The sequence below is a fragment of the Bifidobacterium apousia genome (assembly GCF_007559275.1).
GTDB lineage: Bacteria > Actinomycetota > Actinomycetes > Actinomycetales > Bifidobacteriaceae > Bombiscardovia > Bombiscardovia apousia.
Window position 1 is genome coordinate 547,403 of record NZ_VMHK01000001.1, and the last position, 20,061, is coordinate 567,463.

A 20,061-nucleotide genomic window follows, 5' to 3' on the forward strand; every position below is an offset into this window, starting at 1 on the left:
GAATTTTCACTATGACCTACAAACTAGTATTGCTCAGGCACGGCCAGAGCGCATGGAACAACACCAATCAGTTCACCGGCTGGGTGGACGTCCCGCTGACCGAGCAGGGCGAGCAGGAGGCCCGCAAAGGCGGCAAGCTGCTCAAGGATAAGGGTGTCCTGCCGGACATCGTCTTTACCTCACTGCTGCGCCGCGCCATCAACACCGCCAACATCGCCTTGGACGAGGCTGACCGCCTTTGGATCCCTGTCAAGCGCGACTGGAGGCTGAACGAGCGTCACTACGGAGCACTGCAGGGCAAGAACAAGACCGAGATCCGCGAGAAGTACGGTGATGAGAAGTTCATGCTCTGGCGTCGTTCCTATGCCACCCCGCCACCCGAAATCGACCCTGACGACGAATACTCGCAGTCCCATGATCCCCGGTATGCCGGAGCCCCAGTGCCTCGCGCCGAGGCGCTGGCCAACGTGGTCAAGCGCGTCACCCCCTACTGGGAGAGCGACATTGTTCCTGAGCTCAAGACCGGCAAGACCGTCCTGATTGCTGCCCACGGCAACTCCCTGAGGGCCATCGTCAAGATGCTCGACAACCTGACTGAGGACGAGATTGCCAAGGTCAACATTCCCACGGCCATCCCCCTGGTCTACGAGTTGGATGAGAACTTCAAGCCCATCAAGCCTCGTGGCGAGTATCTGGATCCGGAAGCAGCCGCTGCTGGTGCTGCTGCTGTGGCGGCCCAAGGCCAGAAGTGAGATTCAAATCTATCCGATGATCTCAATCGGACTTTGAATGCAGAGCGTCCAAAGTTATTGAGGTGGTGTCGTCTCCTCTTGTGGAAGGCACCACCTGTTTGCATTCCTGATGCTGGCGGGTGCCTATCTGGTTCTGATGGTCAAAGCGACACTTTGCCTAGGTTCGACTTGCTCTTCCACGCCGACTGCGGAGCCATCGTGCAGATGGACGACGCTGGCTTGGTATCGTCTGCTCTGACCGTTGAGCGTGACATCTTCCAGCATGGTGTTCGGTTGCATGGCAATTTGCAAATAGACATGCAGGGGTTCATCGGTTCTATTTGTGAAGAGAAGCGTGTTGTCTTCTTGCTCGAAATCGACCTGGCCGCCGCAGAAGGCCAGGTCCTTCCAGCTAAAGTGGCGCCAGGGTGTGTAAGGAGCGATTCTGATGCTGCGGGTTTCCTGGTCGCGCTCGACTCCCATGATGTCGTGCAGGAAGAAACTGACGAATTCACCCGCGCACCAGCCGCACTTGCCCAGGCCACGTTTGACCTTGGTGGGTTCTTGCTCAGCATGCTCGAAGGGCCACCACCAGAAGGATCCATCCAGATCGGTGGTTCTGCGCAGCTCAAGCAGGGCATCGCTAAGTTCTTCTCGGGTATTCGCCCTGCAGAGGCCATGGATCTGGCCGGGATAGGTAATTCCGTTGCTGTCGTCAAAGTCCCAGAAGTCGATTCCGCCCGTAATCGGGGCATAATACGGGTCTCTGGTGCTGTGGGCCCATCTGGCATGGTTGCGTATGCGCTCGTCGTCACGGCTGGTGAATCCGTAAACGGAGGCCATGGTCAGGTCGCTTTCCTCTCCGTCATGGACGCCGATGATGCTCCCATCCCTGTTGGCCCCTTCCACGTACATGGGGCTGCCATCAATGCTGCGGACGCATTTCTCGTTAAGTGACTGATGAAGTTCCTCGGCTATCTGTTCCAGCTGTTCTGCCTGACCGGTATCCAAGAGATCCGAGAAGTCCTCAGCCATGACCTTGGCGGCCTTCCAGGCCAGTATGTTGGACCCGGTGTGGTAGTCGCCACGTGACGGTCCGTCAGAAATGTAAAGGGTCTCATACAGTTGACCTTGCTCAGGTCGTTCGGCGATAAGATCTGCGGCCAGCCTACGGACGTACTGAGTGAATGTCCTTTGGTCTGCAGTGAACGCCTTGCGGCCATGCCGGTGAACCAACATGGAAGCCAGAACTGCAGCGAGGCAGGAATTGCCCAAGGAATGTTCGAATCCGCTGGCTTCGGGATGCATTCTGGACTCGCGTTCCCAAGCATGGTCGGGAATGCCATACTGCGCGAGGAATTCGATCATGGGATTGGCCAGGTCAGGGTTGCTGTCGACCAGACCCATGGCACAGTAGCCGAAGTCTCTGATCCATACGTCGGGGAGCGGGTTGGCGTTGGATCCCCAGAATGAGCCAGCTGCTTTGCCGTCTGCCAGCAGAAGAAGACTTTGTCGGGCTAGTTCCGCCGACCGGGTGATGAGTTCACCGTACCATGGGTCTTCCGGAATCTGTACCTTGCCCAGGCTGCCCTTACGGGCTTTCAAGGTAACGTTCAGAGCTTTCCGGCATTCCTGAATGGAGTCGAATGTATGCAGGTTATCCTCTTGCTCCGAAAAATCGAAGACACTGGCCACGCTCCGACTTTCTCCTGGAGCAAGCCGGAGCATGGCCTTGCAGGTGTCGTGCGCGACAGGACTGTCCGATTCGCCCAGAAGATTGTATTTCAAGGGTAACAGTTCCGCACCATCCTTGCCCTGCGTTGACGACAGCATAGATACATTTACGTCTAAAGGCGTCGTCCCCCTATTGGTAAGCTGACAAAGCTGAATCAGGCACAAGGGTCTGCTGGCACCTTCCTGGGGCGCGAAGACGATGGTCTGGCTGTGCAGATCACCTATCGAGGCATCGAAGACAGGTATGAGTTCGTCTATGAAGCTAAGCGCCGGCGATAGACATTGACGGTTCATGCAATCGATCTGCATTCCAATGTGCCCTTGGCAGAAGGCCAGCTTCTTGTACACATAGACACCAGGAATGGTCTTGCCTCGCATGTCCTGGCGTCCTACTGCAACAACCGCGCGTCGCACCTGTCCAGTCCTGTCCAGGGCAGCCAGAAGGCGATTGTTGGAGATGTCGACGCTGAAAGGATAATCAGTGTATCTGCCCAGGTCGTATTCCATGACCATGTCGTCAGGCCATTCGAGCCCTGCGGCGGCGAACAAGCTTGCACGATTGCCAGCGGCACCTTTTGTATTGAAACCCATGAAGGTGTTCTCTGTTTTGGTTTCTTGTTGATCCGAGGTTGGCAACGGCATCAACTGCTCCTTTCAGCAAGTCTGTGGGACGCGGGTATCGCTTCATTAGCACGCTCGAGGGCCCATCCATGGTCATGGAGTCCACATGGCTACATCCATGCTTCCAAGCACATGATAACGTATACATCAACAAAGGACAAAGAGATCTTGGCAAGTTCGCCCATTAAGTACTGAAGCTGGCGCCGGATTGCGGGGACTAAATCCTGCCCCTTGGCAAGTTAGCGGAGAGTCAGCGCTCCGGAGGGGCGGTTGTGCTGCGAACAGCCAGAAAGGATGGCTGAATTTGCATGTTCTTTTCAGGGTTCTCGCCTTCCAGCAAATTCAGCAGCGTCTGAGCGGCTGACTTTCCCATCTCGTAGGGATCCTGATGAATAGTGGTGAGCCCGATTTCACGGGCATATGTCGAATCGTCGAAACCTGCAACCGATACGTCTCGGGGAATTGTGTATCCCGAGCGCTGCATGCAGAAAAGCAGAGGAAGGGCATATTCGTCATTCATGCAGATGACAGCTGTCGGGTACTGGTCCAACCTGGCCAACTGGGATAAGGCGAAGTCTGCTCGAGTATCGTCTTTGGGTGCATATACGACTGTCGGACTGACCTGATCCCCTAGTTGGGAGCAGATCGAACGGAATGCTTGCAGACGCGCCCGACCATTCCATTTGAAATGTTCAGTCTCTGGGTCCAAGCAGACGTAGGCGATTTTACGATGCCCGAGGTTGACCAGATGATTGATGATCAATCCCATGCAGCTGGTCTCGTCTATGCCTACGGTTGCCGAAAATTCCGGAATCGGTTCGGTGTTGATCCCGATAAGCGGGATGCCTGTCGTGGCTAATTTGTCGGCCTCAGTGTAGGGTATTTGAAAGGAGACCACAAGCACAGCATCAGCATTGCGTTTGATAGACATGTCCGAAAAGAAGGCATGGCGTTCCTGCTCATCTGAAACAGCGTATAGAGCGATGTCATACCCTGCGTCATGGAGGACGGAATTGAGGCCAGCCAGAACGTGCGAGTCATACCAGGAGTCCAATTCTCCGCCAGTCAGGAAGGCGATTCGTGCCGACTTGCCCGATTTCAATGCTGAAGCAGATCGTGAAATGGTGTAGTCCAAGTCCTGTGCGACTTTGAGGACTTTTTCCCTGGTTTGCGGGAGAACCTTGTCGGGGAGGGTAAAAGTACGGGATACCGTGGCTATTGAAACCCCGGCACGATCTGCTACGTCTTGAATGGATGCGCCCACAATGCCCTCCTGTTTTTCCCTAGGGCTTTTGCCTGCAAAATCTTATCACGGCTGCTCAAATCATGGATACGTATACATCTCATACTTATTCTTTGCAAGAGAGATGTGTTTTTAAACGGGGTTCACAAGTCTGGATTAGCCCTGACATACCGAAAATTGCTGAATAGCTGGGCTACCAAAGAACTTGCAGAGCGATAACCGGCGTGCTAACGTTTACATCAGCTGGTCGGAATGCCAATGATGGTTTCTGTATGTTCCATTTCGACTGGTCTAACCACAGGTCGAGCCGTCTTATGGCAGCGCGGCGGTTCGAACGGGGCAGAGGAGAAACGTCAATGAAGATGACGAAGAACACATTGGTGCGCGTGCTCGCGGCAGCTCTTACTGCCGTGGCTCTGGCACCTCTGTCGGCATGCGGTGGATCCGGAGGCGCCAATGTGACGACGCTCAGCTTCTTCCAAACCAAACCAGAAGCAGTAGAAGACTACACCAGGATTATCGCGGACTTTGAGCGACTGCATCCGAACATCAAAGTGGTGCAGAACCAGGTCTCTTCAGCCGACACAGCCCTGAGGGCTCTTCTAGTCAAGGATCGCACGCCTGATGTTATAGCGCTGAATCCTAATGGAAGCATGGGCAAGATGGCCAAGGCCGGGGTATTTTATGATTTCAGCAACACGTCGATAAGCCATAGGATCCGCCCGGTCATGCAATCCGTGATCAATGGACTGGGTCGAGATGGCCAACAGATCAATATCGTGCCTTATGCCGGCAACGTATGCGGTATCACGTATAACATCGATCTGTTCAAGCAGCATGGCATCAAGGTGCCTAAGACCTGGAAGGATCTTGAGCAGGCAGCTGCCGCTCTGGAAGCCGACGGCGTTGCTCCATTTATCGGAACACTGGGCGACCCCAATCGCGTTTCAACGCCTTTCGACGGTCTGGCTCCCTACTATGACAACGACGGGTTCTGGGACAAAATGCGTACCGAGGGCAAAAAGGTAGGGCCGGATTCGCCCGTTTCCTTCCAGAAAAACTTCAAACCTCTGATGGAACGGCTCTATTGGATTTACCAGCATTCGACCAAAGACGTGAGAACCATGACTTACGAGGACGGAACTTCAGCCTTCGCTCGTGGTGAGGGAGCCATGCTCCTGGCAGGGAACTGGTCAATGGCGCCGGTCCTGCAGATCAATCCGAAGATGCATATAGGCTTCTTCCCTTATCCCACGGACAAGGCCGACAAGGCCATTCTCGTATCAGGCGGAGATGTGGCGATCACCATGGGTGCGCATCCCAAGCATGAGAAGGAATCCATGGCCTTTATCAACTATCTGTACTCGGACGAAGTTCAGCGTCGTTTCGTCAAGTCACAACAGCTTATTCCCTCACTCTCGTCGATCCCCGTGGACGAGAATCCGGCCATGAAGCCGGCCAAATACTGGATAGATTCTGGCAGGATCCAGGGATATGCGGATCACCAGATACCCTCCAGTATCAGCTACAACCCGATATTGAACAAAGCCATGCTGGACGGCGACCTGGATTCGGCCCTCACCACACTCGACAAAGAGTGGGGCAAGGTCGCGGCCAGGACCATCGAGTGATCGGAGGCAAACGCATGACTATGACACAGACGACAGTGGCCACAGACACTCACCGGCATCGTCGATTTGCTGAGGCTACTTATTACTGGATGGTATGGCCTTTTATCATCCTTTTCGCCATCTTCCACACCATCCCCATGCTGGCCGGCATCTTCTTCAGCTTCACCAACTATGCCGGTTACGGAAAATGGCACATGGTAGGCCTGTCGAACTACGTCAATCTCTTTGGGGATGACAGGGTTCTCCACTCGTATTTGTTCACCATTTTCTTTTCACTGGTGGCTACGATCCTGACCAATGTCATTTCCTTGGCGATTGCCCTGGCCCTGAATGCCAGGATCAAGGCTAGAAATCTGTTCAGGGGCATCTTTTTCATTCCCTACGTGCTGTCCATGCTGATCATCGGATATGTCTTCCAATTCTTCTTTTCCAAGTCAGTGCCGAAGATCTTCTCAGCAGTTCCTCTGCTCAGGGATAACATCCTGACCAATGAGCACTGGGCCTGGGTGCCTATCGTTATCGTGACGGTATGGCAGGCTTGCGCTTTTGCGATCATCATCTACCTGGCAGGTCTGCAGACCATTCCTGCCGATATCTATGAGGCGGCTTCGCTCGATGGGGCCACAGGATTTAAGGCGTTCAAGTCCATTACATTGCCTCTGATCATGGGCTACGTGACCATAAATGTGGTGCTCAATATCAAGAACTTCATGCAGGCATTCGATCAGATAGTCGCCTTGACCGATGGAGGACCAGGGATGGCTACTGAATCGGTGACTCTGCAGATTTATCAAGGTGGATTCACAGGCGGCGAATTCGCCTACCAGTCTGCTGATGCAGCCATTCTCTTCCTGATCATCACGGCTCTTTCAGTTATACAGCTTCGTTACCTTAATCCGAAGGAGGATTAAGCGCCATGACCTCAAGTCAAGTTATGAATGCCATTCCGGCAAAGTCTTCAGGCATGAATCCACATACACAACACGGTCATGGACGGCGTCTCCATAGGGTCAATTGGTGGTTGACAGCCCTGGTGGCAGTATGCTCATTGACTGTTCTTGTACCGCTGTATTTTGCAGTGGCGGTCGCGCTGAAGAGTCCTGAACAGCTGGCTAAGGGGACAGGCTTTGAATGGCCCAATCCAGTGCATTGGGGCAATTTTGCAGAGGCCTGGGCACGGACCAATTTCCCCAGAGCGCTTATGAACACGGCCATGATCACGGTGTGTTCAGTTGTGCTGACGCTGCTGACCAGTTCGGTCTTGGCCTATGCACTAGCCCGGAATATGCACAGGCCCTTCTTTAAGATCGCTTACTACTACTTCTTGGCAGCCATGTTCATCCCGTTCCCTATTGTGATGCTCCCGGTCGTCAAGGAAACGGGATTGCTTGGTCTTGATAACCAGGCAGGTCTGATTGTGCTGTATACGCTATACGGGTTCTCGATGAACATCTTTCTGTATACGACTTACCTGCATTCCATTCCCATGGAATTGGAAGAGGCTGCACGGGTTGATGGGGCATCGACCTGGAGGGTGTTCTGGCAGATTATTTTTCCGCTTCTCATGCCGATGAATGCAACCGTGGGAATTCTGACCTGCGTATGGGCATGGAACGACTTCATCATGCCGCTGGTGGTACTTACGGATCCTGGTGCTAGGACCCTGCCATTAGCTCAGTATGTATTTCAGGGGCAATACAACACCAATTACACGGTGGCCTTCGCTTCCTACCTGATGGCTATGGCTCCCTTGCTGATCGTTTATATATTCTCTCAGCGGTGGGTCATCTCCGGAGTGGTGCGCGGCTCTGTAAAATAAACAAGTTTGGGTCCGACACCACTCGAACATACAAAAGGAACGGCCCGCCACCCGATGAACTGACAGGCAGTAGGTCGTTCCTTTGTTGTTCATTCAGTCCAGATCGAGGTCGAGATCCTTGGGATCCTTAGAGGGGTCGAAGCCCGACACGATGTAGACCACACGCCGGGCCGCCGAGACGCCGTGGTCTCCCAGACGTTCCATGAACCGTGCCACCAGGACCAGGTCGATCAGCTGCTGCCTGCTCCCCTTCCAGTCGTCTGAGAGGGCATAGCTGAAAGTTTTCTGATGGAGCTTGTCCATCTGGTCATCGCTGACGATGATCTGCTCGGCTATAGTCGTGTCCCTGTCGGAGAGCATGTCAACCAGACGGTCAGCCATGACGTCAAGAAAGTCCTGCATCTGCTTGAACAGGGGAATGACCTCGTCGGGCAGGGTCGGTTCGGGGTAGGAGCGCCTTGCAGTCTCGGCGATGTGCCTGGCCAGGTCTCCCATGCGCTCAAAGGTGGCTGACAGGCTCAGCGTGGAGACCACTACCCGCAGATCAGTGGCCACAGGGCTCTGCTTAGCCAGGAGCCTGATGCATTGATCGATGATGCTGGCCTGCAGGTTGTCTATATCGGCATCCCCGTCGATGACCTCCTGGGCCGTATCCACGTCGCAGTCCATCAGGGATCGCCCGGCTTTTTTGATGGCATCGCGAACCTTGGCAACCATCCGATCCAGATCGTCGGCCACCAGCCCCAGTTCCTCGTTGAAAATCACGCGCATTGTTCTTCCCTTTCGGCCTCGGTCAACGATACGGCTCCAGTCTATGTGACCAGGATGGCAAGAAAAAGCCAGTCCTGAAGAATGTCGGGCCATGGGAGCGGCAATCGAAGTCGGATATGCGAGAATAAAGCCGGAACTGCCGATGAGACTTGGTTGATGTCGCACGTCCGGGGTCGGCGCCGGACTGGAGGGAAGTCCTTATGGGACGGTTCATGGACCGCCTATGCAGTCTTGTGGGCAACCGGAGTACGGATGGTGAACAGGCCGATGGTGGGGCATTGGAGGGCTCGACCCAGGCTCTGCTGGCGCTCATTCCTGCCGCCACGGTTGTGGTCGATGGCGATGACGAGGTTGTTCGCTCAAGTCCGGATGCATACAGGCTGGGAATCGTCAGCAACGATGAGATTGCTGATCCGAAGATCATCGAGGCCATTGCGCAGGTACGCCGTTCGGGCGGTCGACGCACCTTCAATCTGACCACGCGAACGCCTACGGAATTCGCTCTGGATGCCGCAGCCGAGAGCCGGGAATCCGATGATTGGGATGTTGACGAGATTGAGGATCCTGGGGATGCGACCCATGTTCAGGCCCAGGCGGTATCCAGAAGGAACTGGCTCAAGGTCACCCTGGGACGTATCGACAAGTCCCTGGTCGTGGTGCTCATCGATGACGTGAGCGATTCGGTCAGGTTCGTTCGGACCAGGGATGCCTTCATGACCAATGTATCCGAGCAGATGCTCAAGCCGGTTCAGGCCCTTGAGGAGCTTGCGGCGCAACTGAAAACCACCTCGCATTTGGAGGAGGATGACCCGGATCTGCTACGCAGCCACCTGCGCAGCGTCTCCAAGGATGCCTCCTCGGTCCAGCGGTACAGTGCCTATCTGGGGCATGTGCTCAAGGATCTTCTTCTGCTGATCCGTGCTCAGGAGCGGATCAAACCCAGCAGAGAGAACGTGCTTGACGTGGCTGAGCAGATAAGGACAGTGGTGCAGGATGAGCAGGATGGAGCTGATCAGGCCCATGTGACACTACGGTGGCGATGCGACCAACCACTGACGATTCATGGCGACGGGCAGCAGATCAGAGTGGCTTTGGCCAAGCTGGTGGAGAATGCTATATCCTATTCACCTTCGGGCTCGACTGTCTCCTTGGTGGCGCAGGCCTCCAAGGACGGGCACTACGGGATCATCAGGGTGGTCGACCACGGCCAAGGCATATCCAAGGCGGACCAAGGCAGGATTTTCGAACGCTTCTACCGTGCGGACAATCAGAATGAGCAGACTGCAGTGGGCATCGGCCTGGGGCTGGCCATCGTCAAGCATGTGGCCCTGACCCACCATGGGTCGGTCACAGTCTGGAGCGCGCCGGGAGAGGGGAGCACATTTACGCTGATGCTTCCTCTGGCTCAGGGTCCGGTTGCTGGGCCAGACGGCGATAATCCCAGCGATTAAAGTGCTCCCAGATCATCAGCAGGATGCCCACGCCAACCCCGGAAAGGCAGACGATAAGGGGCTTGATGACCGTCATTCCGGTCAGCGCTAGGATGCCCACTACGGCCAGCGCTAGAATCCAGGCTCCTGTGCCGAACAAAAAGATGCGTCGCAGATCCACCTGCACGGGCCGCGGCGATGGCCTGCGGGCGTCCGGATCGAAAATGGGAGCCAGCTTCATACCCCCCACTGTACCGTTCGCAATGACATGCGGCGACCCCTATCGCCTTGCCCAGGCCTCGGCCCATGTCCTATCATGACGGGGATTGGTGGGTTCGTATGCACCGGCCCATGGAGGGATTTCCCGTGGAAAGGGGAGTGCGTGTATCCGATCCAAGCTGTGGAGAAGCACTACGCCTGGGGCTCGCATGACCGACTGCAGCGCATGTTCCATTTGCATGAGTCAGTCGAAGGCCAGGAGGATACCCTGGCGGAGATGTGGTTCAGCGGGCATACCGAATCCCCCTCGCCCCTGACCCTGCCCGACGGGTCACTCATGCCGTTGACCGAGGCCATTCGCCGCAATCCCATGGCCATGCTGGGAGAGCGCGACTCTCGCCTCTTCGGTCCTACCCTGCCCTACCTGTTCAAGATCATCTCGGCCCGCATTCCTCTCTCCCTGCAGGTGCATCCCCTGGATTTCGAGGCTCGTGCCGGTTTCAACCGTGAGAATGCCCAGGGGGTGCCTGACGAGGATCCGAGGCGCTCCTTTCACGACAGTCTGGCCAAGAACGAAATGGTGGTGGCCTTGGAGCCCTTCCAGGCCTGTGTAGGCTTCGCGACCATTTCCACTCAGCTGACCCTTTTGCGTGCTGTGGATCATCCTCTGGCCGAGCTGATGACCCAGGCGCTGACCGCCCGCACCTTCCACTTGGGCGTTCCGCCGGCCCGTTTCGCTTCGGCTGATGCCATGATGCCGGTCTCCTCTTTAATCTGGCCGGATTCTCGCCGACGTATTTTCCGGGCCTTCCACGCCGCCGTGACTGCCGAGCCAGAGGCGGCCCGAGGCATGGAAGAAGCCTTGGAGGCTGCAGCTGGGCGGCTACATTCGAAACGAGCGGGTGCCGTACTGAATCATGCCCTGTGTGCCGCGCGGGCTTTCCCGGAGGATCCGGCAGTGCTCTGTCTGCTCATGCTCAACCCTGTGGATCTGGAGGAGGGCGATTCGGTCTATATTCCCGCCGGGACTCCTCACGCATACATCCACGGCACTGCTGCAGAGATCATGACCAACTCCGACAACGTGCTCAGGGCAGGCATGACCCCCAAGCATCGGGACATTCCCAACCTCCTGCATAGTTTGGACTGCCAGCCCTCGGCCCCTATTGACCCATCCAGCTCCATGATCGCCACCCTGATCATGCATAATATGGTGACCTACCGGCCCAAGATCAACGAGTACATGCTGGTCTACGGGCATGTGGAGGAGGGTGGCGCCACCTGGCCCCTGCTCAACAGACTTCAGCAGCGTTACGGGGATCTGATAGAGCGCCTAGGGCCTCGTCACCTGATGATTCCGCGCCGCGGGCCGCGCATCATCGTCTGTACTGACGGGCGAATCCGTTGCGCAACCACCGACCAGTCCTGTGTACTGGATCAAGGACAGGCTCTCTTCATCCGCTCCCAAGACGGCCGTGTCGACATCACCATGCCTGAAGATTCCGACGAAGCTGGCGGGTCCTTCCTCCTGGCTTCGACTCCGGTTTGACCTCGTATGAGCCTGGTTCGCTCAGGGTGGACCAGGCGGGGTTTAAAACCGGGGGACACGCCGTGGCGGATTGCACGCATGCCGGTTTGCTCATGTCCGCCTTATGTCCGTATAATCCTAACGTATTCCGTGGTTGTCGAAGATGAGCGGCCACCGAAGCCATGCTTGAGTACACCAGTGTGGACAATTCAGGTCATTTGGCCTGAGTTCTCGCTTGCGTTATGGTGTTCCCTTGTGATGGTCCGTGATACGGCACGAAAGTCGCGTCGGAACATAAACGGGAGTGATTCTACATGAAGCATGCTGCGCACAAGGCTTCGGCCACGCGGGGCGCAGGTGGCAGTTCGCCGACCAGCCGATCGACGGGTGCAACCCGGGAGGCCGGCATTCAGGGCGTTGATGATGTCTTGGCGGCCAAGCTCAACGAGGTGGCCCCTCGAACCCGACGCTCTATCCGTTTGGCGGCCAAGGCCTCAGCCCGTCGCTCCCATATCATGACTGGTTCGGCCCTAACTGTCCTTGTCGGTGCGGCCGCTTCCTCAATGGCTGTTAACCAGGCTCGCGGCGACTGGTCCCTGCCTATGGCCGGCAGTGTCGCGATCAACCTTGTCACCCCCTCATCCTCCGCCGGCTACGCTGATGCCAGTGACAGTTCAAGGGTCTCTCGCTCCGACTACCGCCAGCCCTTGCCGACGGCTTCACAGCGCAACGAGGGCAGTTGGGACCTGGGCGAATCGGCGCTCGATGCCGGGCAGATGTCCAAATCCTCGGCAAACAATCCGGCCGTGGCAGCGCTGATGGATGCCGACCGATCGGTTCTGCCGGCAGGGTTCAACCCCAACCATGCCACGGGTGATGTGGGCAACGCCTACGAGTTCAGCCAGTGCACCTGGTGGGCCTATGTTCGTCGTCACCAGCTGGGTCTGCCGGTGGGCTCCCATATGGGCAATGCCAAGGACTGGTCAGGCTCGGCCCGCACTTTAGGCTACTGGGTGGATGACACGCCGCGCAATGTCGGCGACATTGTGGTCTTCCAGGCCGGCCAGGAGGGTTCGGACTCCACTTACGGCCATGTGGCCATTGTAGAGAAGATCAATCCTGATGGCTCCATCGTCACCTCCGAGTGCGGCGCCGTGATGAACGGGAAGACCTATTCCCGCACTCTGACGAATGTGCATGCTCTGCGCTATATCCATTACTGATCCTTGGTTGCGCGGATCGTGTTCCCCAAAGTTCATTGTTGTTCCCTACACGTGATAGAATTGTGCACGATGAAAAAAACACGCAAGTATGTGAGCATGATGGCAGCGGCCACTATCTGTGGCACGCTCTTCATCGGTATACCCGCCGTGGCCCAGGCCAGTGATGGTAGTGAGGCCGTAGCCACTTCGTCGCGTTCATTCACCCCCGGCAGCAAGGTGCGTGCCGACCTGCTGACCGAATCGACAGCGACCACCGTCGAAAAGGACAGCCGCTGGGGCGGTATCGAGTCATTGAACGTCCCTGCCACCAAGTCCCAGGCCGAGAAGGACGCCGAGGCCAGAGCTCAGCAGGCCCAGGCGGCGGCCAGCCAGCGCCAGGCCGCGCAAGTCAGCCGCTCTGCTGCTCGTAGCGGTGCCGCTAGTAGAGTCGCTGACGTACCGGCCACCGGCACGGGTGCAGATGTGGTCAACTATGCCCTTCAGTTCCAGGGGATTCCCTATGTATGGGGAGGAACAGATCCTGCCACAGGCTTTGATTGCTCTGGATTTACCCAGTACGTGTTTGCCCACTTCGGCATTGGCCTGCCCCGCACAGCCGATGCTCAGGGTTCGATGGGTGTGCCGGTTACGGATCCGGCTCCTGGCGACCTGATGGTAGCCCCCGATGGCAGCCATGTTGGCATCTACGTCGGCGGCGGACGCATGATCCACGCTCCGGCTCCCGGCCAGAGTGTCAAGGTTCAGGCGGTCTATCAGACTTTCAACTACCGTCGTCTGGTCTGAGGCATAGGTTTTATGCAGCGTTAACGCCCCTACGGGGGCGTTTTGCATATATCAGAGTCGAGGTTTCTCGCGTGTTGGTCCTGGCAGACTTATTGATCAGACCTGCATGCGATATTCTGACAGAAGGAGCGGTGTCGGTTTGTCATCGCCAAGTGTAAAGGAGGTCGTCGGATGAGCAACGACAAGGCTGTTCTGGTAGGCGTCGATGGCTCGGACGCCAGCTATAAGGCGGCGTGGTGGGCCGCCAACTACGCTAAGCATGCAGGGTTGACCCTGCAAATCGTCTGCGCCTATTCCCTTCCCTCGTACGCGGCCGTCTCTTTCGATGCGACGTATACCACCATGGGTGACGACGTGGCCGCTCACAACGACGCCCAGGAGATCCTCTCCAAGGCCAAGGCCATTGCCGATGAGCAAGGTGTCAGTGCAGCCACGCTGATCGTTACGGGAGATCCCTCCTCGGTCTTCGTGGAGCTGAGCCGCAATTACCGGCTGATCGTCATCGGGAACCGGGGCAAGGGCGGCTTGGCCGAGCGACTGCTGGGAACTACCAGCTCCAGCCTGCCCGCTTATGCTTACTGCCCAATCGTGGTTGTTCCCTACACTGACGACGACGGCAATCTGATGCATCTGAGCAACGATATCAAGCGGGTCGCCGTGGGTTCCGACGAGTCCAAGTGGGGCCTCAAGGCCCTGCAGATAGCCGCCTCCTTTGCCGACAGCTGGGATGCCGAGCTGGATGTCATGTCTGCAGTGCCCAACATTTCCGGACTGACCGGTACGGGTTCGGCCGAGGAGCGCAGCGTCATGGATTCCTACCTGGATGACCTCAATACCCGAATCGCACCGCTTATGAAGACCTATCCGAATCTGCGCATCAACAAGACGGTGGTGCCGGGGTCGGCTGTGGAAGCGCTGACCCAGGCCAGCAAGACCCATGATGTGGTTGTGGTCGGCTCGCGTGGTCGCGGCGGCTTCACAGGGCTTCTGCTGGGGTCGACCAGCCAGGGGCTCCTGCAGCATGCAGTCAGCCCGGTCTACGTGGTGCCGCGCAAGTACGTGGAGGCCGAGGAGTCCGGGCTCAAGGCCGCAGCAGAGGCGGCGGAAAGCACGGATGTGGCTGAGATTACCGGCGTGGAGCGCATCTCCGTGGATTCAGCCAAGCCCGAGCAGCTGGCTGACCTGGAATCGACCATCGATCCCGAACACAAGGAGTAAGGGCAACGACAAGAGCGGGGATTCCCGAAGTTCCATGAACTCGGGTGTCCCCGCTCATCTATGTTGCCGGCTCAGTGGCGAACCTTGACGGAGATCCTGACCGGGGTCTCCCGCTGATAGGTGTGTGCCACGGTGCAGGACTTGGCTATATGGCGGCGGACCCGCTCCTCCAGCTTGTCGGCATCATCTTGGGCCAGCCTGGCAGAAGTGGCATCGACGTCCACCTGCTCGTCGAAGCTCAGGTAGGCGTCATCGTCGGCGTCATAGGTGCCGTCCACCACGATTTTCGCCCCCTTGCCCTTGCCCAGGGCGCTCTCCACGGCGAATTGGCTGGACAGGGCTCCGCAGGCAGCCAGAGCGATCTTCATCAGATCGCCGGGGTTGAACTGATCCTCGCCCTTGCCGAAGGTGATGTGAGCCCCATTGTCGCCATAGGCGTTCCAGGTGCCGTCCTTGTCGCGTTCGACCCAAAGTCTCTTGCCCATCTGTTCCTCCTTGTCCGGCACCCGCCCGGGTGCGTCATTCGGATCCGACCCTGTGGCCGGACCTGCTCCTCCAATCTAACCCGGACAGCGCAATTCGTCACCGGGGCGCGCTCAGCTGACCGAGGACTTGATAGTATGGCCGCATGGCCTTGACTCCTGAAGAACTGCAACGTATTCGCACACGCATCCCCGAGCGTCCAGACTCGGACATTCCCACTCCCTATGAGGACCTGGTGCGCACCATCCTGCGCGAGGGCACCCTGAAGTCCGACAGGACGGGCACCGGGACCATATCGCTGTTCGGGAAGCAGATGCGCTTCGATCTGTCGCATTCCTTCCCGCTGATTACCACCAAGAAGGTCTACTTCCGGGGCATCGCCTACGAGCTGCTTTGGTTTCTCAAGGGGTCGCAGAATGTGCGTTGGCTGCAGGAAAACCGCGTGCACATCTGGGACGAGTGGGCCGACCCGGAAACCGGGGATCTGGGTCCGGTCTATGGAGTTCAGTGGCGCAGCTGGCCCGCTCCGACCCCCGAGGACCCCGATCGTACCATTGATCAGATCGCCAAGGTGCTGGATCTGATACGCACCCACCCGGACTCCCGTCGAATGATCGTCACTGCTTGGAACCCAGCCCAGGTTGACAGCATGGCCCTGCCGCCCTGCCATGCGCTCTTCCAGTTCTATGTGGCCGACGGCAAACTGAGCTGCCAGCTCTATCAGCGTTCCTGCGACATGTTCCTGGGGGTGCCTTTCAACATCGCCTCCTACGCCCTGCTGACCCTGATGATGGCCCAGCAGGCAGGTCTTGAGCCTGGGGAGTTCGTCTGGACCGGTGGCGACTGCCACATCTACGACAACCATGTGGAGCAGGTTCTGGAGCAGCTGTCACGCAAGCCCTATCCCTATCCGACCATGCGCATTCGCAAGGCCGATTCCATCTTCTCCTACCAGTACGAAGACTTCGAGGTGGTGGACTATCACTGCCACCCCGCCATCAAGGCCCCTGTGGCGGTCTGATGGTGCGGTGAGCGGAATACGGGCACCGTCGGATCCGCAGATTAGAATGTACTCGTATATCTACTCGCTATGAGGAGTGAACACAACAGATGGAGCATGACAATAGTCGAAGCGGCTATCACGAACCCGAGCCCGGTCAGGCCGGGCTTCTAGGTGATGAGGAATGGCGGCATCAGGAAGAAGAGATAGGCCGCCGCTCATCGGTCAATATGATCTGGGCGCAGGCGCAGGCCACTGACGGTCGGCGCGGCGCGATTGGTTACCACAACGCACTGCCCTGGCATCTGAGCGAGGACATGCGGCACTTCAAGGAGCTGACCGTCTCCCATCCGGTCATCATGGGGAGGCGGACCTGGGTCTCCATGGGGGAGCGGCCCCTGCCCAAGAGGGACAATATCATTCTGTCCAGTGATCCAGGGTTTCGGGCTCCAGGCGCCACGGTGGTATCTGCAGCTGACGATGCTCTGGAGCTGGCCAGGCAGGAGGCCATTCCCGACGATGGGATGGATCGCAGCGAAATCTGGGTCATCGGCGGCGCAGGGGTCTTTAGCACCTTCTTCCCGCTGGCTGATGCCGCCTACGTGACGGATCTGGATCTGCGGACTCCAGCTGATGTCTTTGTGCCTGATATGGAGGAGCTGGTCAGCAAGCGGTTCTGGCAGGTGCGCGACGAGAGCCAGTGGATGAACCCTGCCAAACCAGACCAGGCGGCTGCCATCCCGCGGTTCCGGTACATCACCTATGGGAAGGTGCGTTGATGGGCCAGGATTCTGAAGGAAAGGCCTCACGGGGTCCCTACAACGTCATGACCGTCTGCACCGGCAACATCTGCCGGTCGCCCATGGCTGAGGTCATTCTGCGCAAGTTCTTCCAAGACCGCGGACTGGATGAGGATCAGGTCAGGGTGGAATCCAGCGGAGTCAGTGACGAGGAGTTCGGCAACCCCATAGATCGACGTGCTCAGAAAGTTCTGCGCGAGCGGGGCTATGAGGTGCCGGCTGACCACTTCGCCCACCGGATCACCCGGGAGGAGGCCGAAGATGCCGACCTGCTGCTGCCCATGACGGCCGACCATATGCGAGCCCTTCTCCGTCTGCTGCCCTCCGGCAAGCGATCCGCTGTTCACCTGTACCGCAGCTTCGACCCGGACCTGCCCAAGCCGGCACCGGGTCGGGAGAGCCAAATCGACCTGGTTGACCCTTGGTATGGCGGCCCCCATGAGTTCGAGGTGGCCATCGATCAGATCGAGCACACGGCGCCCTACATCGTCGACTGGGTGGTTAGGCAGCTGTCCTGAACGATAGATGCATGAAATATCAATTAAGCCCCTGGATTCCTCGAGAGTCTCAGGGGCTTAATGGCTGGTGGCTCCGAGCGGGATCGAACCGTTGACCTAGCGATTTTCAGTCGCTCGCTCTACCAACTGAGCTACAGAGCCATGAACAGTCGAAAAGACCCGGAAAGACCGGGCCAGACCATTCCCAGCGACTCCGGCCGGACTTGAACCGGTGACCTCCGCCGTGACAGGGCGGCGCTCTAACCAACTGAGCTACGGAGCCGAGACTGCTTGAACAGCCAAGAGGAAAGTTTACATGAGCGCCGGAGGAATGCAAGCCCCGGCGCGTCGCTGCCTAGTCCTGCTGCTGCCAGCCGTCGGTGTCGATGTGGTGGGCAGGGTTGGCCTGCCAGGCCTTCCATGCAGATTCTACGATCTCCTCGACGCCATACTTGGCATGCCAGCCCATCTCGGTGTTGATCCGGGTGGGGTCGCCGATCAGGTGCGGCGGGTCGCCGGCGCGGCGGGGCTTGACGGCCTCGGTGAAGGGCAGACCCGTCACCTTCTTTACCTCGTCCACGATCTGTCGGACGGATGTGCCCTGGCCGGTGCCCACATTGAAGGCATCGTAGCGGCGTTGGTCGCGGTCCAGGTAGTCCAAGGCGGCGATGTGGGCGTCAGCCAGGTCGGAGACGTGGATGTAGTCACGCACGCAGGTGCCGTCGGGGGTGGGGTAGTCGTCCCCGAAGATGGCGGGCGCCTTGCCCTGACGCAGCCTGTCGAAGAGCATGGGGATCAGGTTGAGGACCGCCGGGTCCTCCAGGCTGACCGGTCCGCAGCCGGCCACGTTGAAGTAGCGCAGGGCGCAGAAGCGGATGCCGTAAGGCTGCTCGCAGGCCCGCGCCATCCACTCGCCGACCAGCTTGGTCTGGCCGTAAGGGTTGATGGGGACCATGGGCTGCACGTCCTCAGGGACCACGTCGACCGGAGGCTCGCCGTAGGTTGCGGCCGAGCTGGAGAAGACCAGCTTCTTGGCGTTGGTCTTTGCCATGGCGGACAGGACGTTGATCATGCCGTTCAGGTTCTGCCGGTAGTACCAGATGGGCTTCTCCACCGACTCGCCCACCTGCTTGCGGGCGGCGAAGTGGATGACCGAGTCGACCTTGTTCTCCTCAATGATCTCAGCCAGGCGCTGATCGGCGCCAGGTGCAGCCACGTCGGCGCCATAAAGACGGGCATTCCCGATCCGGTCGGGCCTGCCATAGCTGAGGTCATCGACTACGACGACATCCTTGTCGGTCTCCTGCAGGGCGTGAACCACATGGGCGCCGATGTACCCGCAGCCGCCTGTAACCAAAACTGACATATGCATGCCTTTCCTATCGAAAACCAGACTATTGTTCGGTTTTGCAATATTTTGTTGTATTTTGTTCTGAATTGAGTATATCACGGGCACATGTGACTCTTGTGCCTGCTTGTATCCGCTTCCTAGGATATATATGAGCTGTGATGAGTACAGAAAGACAGAGCAAGGCCCCCATGAGGTCCATCGTCTCCTATGTGAGGCGGTCCGAGAAGCTGAGCGACCGGCTGGCGAAGGCTTGGGCTCGGTATTCCTCTAGATATTTGCTCGATTTGGGCCAGGCTGAAGGTTCGTTGACGGTTGACGAGGATCTGCGTTGTGATGCAGCAATGGTCAGGTCGGTCTGGGGACGGGATGCGCCGCTGATCGTCGAGATCGGATCCGGCCAGGGGGAGAACGTCGTGGCCAGCGCCCGGGAACACCCTGATCGGAACTACCTGGCCCTGGAGGTCTACCAGCCGGGATTGGCCCATACCATGCTGATGGCCGGCAAATCGGACTTGGATAATCTGCGACTTGCCCAGGTTAACGCCCCAGACCTCCTGGCCCGAATGGATCCTGGGCTGATCAAGGAAGTATGGACCTTCTTTCCTGATCCCTGGCCCAAGATGAAGCATCATAAGCGTCGCCTGGTTCAGCCGGCTCTGGCTGATGACTTGGCGGCTTGTCTGGAGCCGGGCGGCCTTTGGCGAATTGCAACCGATATCGAGGATTACGCTCTGCATGTGCATGAGGTGATGGATGAGAATCCGAGATTCAGAAACCTGGGTAATCTGCCGGTCAGTCTGCCCACCCAGCATGTAGGCAAGGGGACTGCTGATCAGGCCAAATCCCTGCCTCATGCCATGTTCATGGAGTCGGAGCGGTTCGACGGCAGAATTGTGACCAACTTCGAGCGCAAGGGGATTCAGGCCGCCCGGATCATCCATGACCTGACTTATCAGGTTTTGGCAGACTGACCATAGAG

Annotated in this window: 19 protein-coding genes and 2 tRNA genes; 13 read left to right on the forward strand and 8 right to left on the reverse strand. The window is 57.8% G+C overall.

Going from position 1 to position 20,061, the window contains the following annotated elements; all coding sequences use genetic code 11:
* Positions 1-11: 11 nt before the first annotated feature.
* On the forward strand, positions 12-752 hold the full coding sequence (locus FPK30_RS02220) for a phosphoglyceromutase (protein WP_024626731.1): 741 nt from the start codon (positions 12-14) through the stop codon (positions 750-752).
* Between the two features lie 123 nt (positions 753-875).
* Here the strand turns inward: FPK30_RS02220 and FPK30_RS02225 are convergent, their stop codons facing one another.
* Both FPK30_RS02225 and FPK30_RS02230 read right to left on the reverse strand, forming a co-directional pair.
* Positions 876-3,056, reverse strand: a complete 2,181-nt coding sequence (locus tag FPK30_RS02225; RefSeq protein ID WP_144085090.1) for a hypothetical protein — start codon at positions 3,054-3,056, stop codon at positions 876-878.
* Between the two features lie 280 nt (positions 3,057-3,336).
* Positions 3,337-4,350, reverse strand: a complete 1,014-nt coding sequence (locus tag FPK30_RS02230) for a LacI family DNA-binding transcriptional regulator (RefSeq protein WP_144085091.1) — start codon at positions 4,348-4,350, stop codon at positions 3,337-3,339.
* 335 nt (positions 4,351-4,685) lie between these two features.
* On the opposite strand from FPK30_RS02230, the gene FPK30_RS02235 reads away from it, so the two are divergent.
* From FPK30_RS02235 to FPK30_RS02245, 3 genes are all read left to right on the forward strand, one after another.
* The gene (locus tag FPK30_RS02235) at positions 4,686-5,960 is read left to right on the forward strand and encodes an ABC transporter substrate-binding protein (RefSeq protein WP_186279323.1); all 1,275 of its coding nucleotides are present in this window, start codon (positions 4,686-4,688) and stop codon (positions 5,958-5,960) included.
* A gap of 137 nt (positions 5,961-6,097) precedes the next feature.
* Positions 6,098-6,871: a carbohydrate ABC transporter permease gene (locus FPK30_RS02240; protein ID WP_198189320.1), complete on the forward strand. Its 774-nt coding sequence runs from the start codon at positions 6,098-6,100 to the stop codon at positions 6,869-6,871.
* Positions 6,872-6,924: 53 nt separating this feature from the next.
* Positions 6,925-7,779, forward strand: a complete 855-nt coding sequence (locus FPK30_RS02245) for a carbohydrate ABC transporter permease (protein WP_373924680.1) — start codon at positions 6,925-6,927, stop codon at positions 7,777-7,779.
* 93 nt (positions 7,780-7,872) lie between these two features.
* Here FPK30_RS02245 and phoU read toward each other — a convergent pair whose 3' ends face one another.
* Positions 7,873-8,550, reverse strand: a complete 678-nt coding sequence (gene phoU / locus FPK30_RS02250) for a phosphate signaling complex protein PhoU (protein WP_101432733.1) — start codon at positions 8,548-8,550, stop codon at positions 7,873-7,875.
* 200 nt (positions 8,551-8,750) lie between these two features.
* Between phoU and FPK30_RS02255 the strand changes: the two genes are divergently transcribed.
* Positions 8,751-10,001 (forward strand): sensor histidine kinase, encoded by a 1,251-nt coding sequence (locus FPK30_RS02255; protein ID WP_232341826.1) that lies wholly within the window; start codon positions 8,751-8,753, stop codon positions 9,999-10,001.
* On the opposite strand, the gene FPK30_RS02260 is transcribed toward FPK30_RS02255, so the two are convergent.
* Complete coding sequence (locus tag FPK30_RS02260; RefSeq protein ID WP_144085093.1) at positions 9,934-10,221, reverse strand: DUF2530 domain-containing protein; 288 nt, start codon at positions 10,219-10,221, stop codon at positions 9,934-9,936. The two genes, FPK30_RS02255 and FPK30_RS02260, sit on opposite strands and share 68 nt — an antisense overlap.
* A 141-nt stretch (positions 10,222-10,362) precedes the next feature.
* Between FPK30_RS02260 and manA the strand changes: the two genes are divergently transcribed.
* The 4 genes from manA to FPK30_RS02280 all read left to right on the forward strand — a co-directional run bounded on the left by manA (position 10,363) and on the right by FPK30_RS02280 (position 14,951).
* Positions 10,363-11,748, forward strand: coding sequence for a mannose-6-phosphate isomerase, class I (manA, locus tag FPK30_RS02265; RefSeq protein WP_144085094.1), 1,386 nt, complete (start codon positions 10,363-10,365; stop codon positions 11,746-11,748).
* Between the two features lie 293 nt (positions 11,749-12,041).
* Entirely contained in the window at positions 12,042-12,950 is a 909-nt protein-coding gene (locus FPK30_RS02270) for a CHAP domain-containing protein (RefSeq protein WP_144085095.1), read from the forward strand.
* Between the two features lie 69 nt (positions 12,951-13,019).
* Entirely contained in the window at positions 13,020-13,733 is a 714-nt protein-coding gene (locus tag FPK30_RS02275; protein ID WP_232341825.1) for a C40 family peptidase, read from the forward strand.
* Between the two features lie 171 nt (positions 13,734-13,904).
* Positions 13,905-14,951: a universal stress protein gene (locus FPK30_RS02280; protein WP_101432730.1), complete on the forward strand. Its 1,047-nt coding sequence runs from the start codon at positions 13,905-13,907 to the stop codon at positions 14,949-14,951.
* Between the two features lie 71 nt (positions 14,952-15,022).
* Here the strand turns inward: FPK30_RS02280 and FPK30_RS02285 are convergent, their stop codons facing one another.
* Positions 15,023-15,436 (reverse strand): OsmC family protein, encoded by a 414-nt coding sequence (locus tag FPK30_RS02285; protein ID WP_024626723.1) that lies wholly within the window; start codon positions 15,434-15,436, stop codon positions 15,023-15,025.
* Between the two features lie 143 nt (positions 15,437-15,579).
* Here FPK30_RS02285 and FPK30_RS02290 point away from each other — a divergent pair, with 143 nt between their 5' ends.
* From FPK30_RS02290 to FPK30_RS02300, 3 genes are all read left to right on the forward strand, one after another.
* Complete coding sequence (locus FPK30_RS02290) at positions 15,580-16,455, forward strand: thymidylate synthase (protein WP_144085096.1); 876 nt, start codon at positions 15,580-15,582, stop codon at positions 16,453-16,455.
* Positions 16,456-16,544: 89 nt separating this feature from the next.
* Positions 16,545-17,213, forward strand: a complete 669-nt coding sequence (locus tag FPK30_RS02295) for a dihydrofolate reductase (protein ID WP_144085097.1) — start codon at positions 16,545-16,547, stop codon at positions 17,211-17,213.
* On the forward strand, positions 17,213-17,752 hold the full coding sequence (locus FPK30_RS02300) for a low molecular weight protein-tyrosine-phosphatase (RefSeq protein ID WP_144085098.1): 540 nt from the start codon (positions 17,213-17,215) through the stop codon (positions 17,750-17,752). Before FPK30_RS02295 ends, FPK30_RS02300 begins: the two co-directional genes overlap by 1 nt.
* A gap of 65 nt (positions 17,753-17,817) precedes the next feature.
* Here the strand turns inward: FPK30_RS02300 and FPK30_RS02305 are convergent.
* The 3 genes from FPK30_RS02305 to galE all read right to left on the reverse strand — a co-directional run bounded on the left by FPK30_RS02305 (position 17,818) and on the right by galE (position 19,097).
* A tRNA-Phe gene (locus tag FPK30_RS02305) sits at positions 17,818-17,893 on the reverse strand.
* 47 nt (positions 17,894-17,940) lie between these two features.
* A tRNA-Asp gene (locus tag FPK30_RS02310) sits at positions 17,941-18,014 on the reverse strand.
* Between the two features lie 72 nt (positions 18,015-18,086).
* A complete protein-coding gene (gene galE, locus FPK30_RS02315; protein ID WP_144085099.1) occupies positions 18,087-19,097 on the reverse strand; it encodes a UDP-glucose 4-epimerase GalE in 1,011 nt (336 codons plus the stop codon).
* 143 nt (positions 19,098-19,240) lie between these two features.
* Here galE and trmB point away from each other — a divergent pair, with 143 nt between their 5' ends.
* Positions 19,241-20,053, forward strand: a complete 813-nt coding sequence (gene trmB, locus FPK30_RS02320; RefSeq protein ID WP_144085100.1) for a tRNA (guanosine(46)-N7)-methyltransferase TrmB — start codon at positions 19,241-19,243, stop codon at positions 20,051-20,053.
* Positions 20,054-20,061 lie beyond the last annotated feature (8 nt).

Excerpts from the sequence above, each read along its gene's own strand:
- FPK30_RS02220 (WP_024626731.1), top strand. The coding sequence starts at position 12 with ATGACCTACAAACTAGTATTGCTCAGGCACGGCCAGAGCGCATGGAAC.
- FPK30_RS02275 (WP_232341825.1), top strand. The coding sequence starts at position 13,020 with ATGAAAAAAACACGCAAGTATGTGAGCATGATGGCAGCGGCCACTATC.
- phoU (WP_101432733.1), bottom strand. The coding sequence starts at position 8,550 with ATGCGCGTGATTTTCAACGAGGAACTGGGGCTGGTGGCCGACGATCTG.
- FPK30_RS02225 (WP_144085090.1), bottom strand. The coding sequence starts at position 3,056 with ATGGGTTTCAATACAAAAGGTGCCGCTGGCAATCGTGCAAGCTTGTTC.
- FPK30_RS02290 (WP_144085096.1), top strand. The coding sequence starts at position 15,580 with ATGGCCTTGACTCCTGAAGAACTGCAACGTATTCGCACACGCATCCCC.
- FPK30_RS02245 (WP_373924680.1), top strand. The coding sequence starts at position 6,925 with ATGAATCCACATACACAACACGGTCATGGACGGCGTCTCCATAGGGTC.
- FPK30_RS02280 (WP_101432730.1), top strand. The coding sequence starts at position 13,905 with ATGAGCAACGACAAGGCTGTTCTGGTAGGCGTCGATGGCTCGGACGCC.
- FPK30_RS02300 (WP_144085098.1), top strand. The coding sequence starts at position 17,213 with ATGGGCCAGGATTCTGAAGGAAAGGCCTCACGGGGTCCCTACAACGTC.
- FPK30_RS02255 (WP_232341826.1), top strand. The coding sequence starts at position 8,751 with ATGGGACGGTTCATGGACCGCCTATGCAGTCTTGTGGGCAACCGGAGT.
- FPK30_RS02285 (WP_024626723.1), bottom strand. The coding sequence starts at position 15,436 with ATGGGCAAGAGACTTTGGGTCGAACGCGACAAGGACGGCACCTGGAAC.
- FPK30_RS02235 (WP_186279323.1), top strand. The coding sequence starts at position 4,686 with ATGAAGATGACGAAGAACACATTGGTGCGCGTGCTCGCGGCAGCTCTT.
- FPK30_RS02270 (WP_144085095.1), top strand. The coding sequence starts at position 12,042 with ATGAAGCATGCTGCGCACAAGGCTTCGGCCACGCGGGGCGCAGGTGGC.
- galE (WP_144085099.1), bottom strand. The coding sequence starts at position 19,097 with ATGTCAGTTTTGGTTACAGGCGGCTGCGGGTACATCGGCGCCCATGTG.
- trmB (WP_144085100.1), top strand. The coding sequence starts at position 19,241 with ATGAGTACAGAAAGACAGAGCAAGGCCCCCATGAGGTCCATCGTCTCC.
- FPK30_RS02260 (WP_144085093.1), bottom strand. The coding sequence starts at position 10,221 with ATGAAGCTGGCTCCCATTTTCGATCCGGACGCCCGCAGGCCATCGCCG.
- FPK30_RS02295 (WP_144085097.1), top strand. The coding sequence starts at position 16,545 with ATGGAGCATGACAATAGTCGAAGCGGCTATCACGAACCCGAGCCCGGT.
- FPK30_RS02240 (WP_198189320.1), top strand. The coding sequence starts at position 6,098 with ATGCTGGCCGGCATCTTCTTCAGCTTCACCAACTATGCCGGTTACGGA.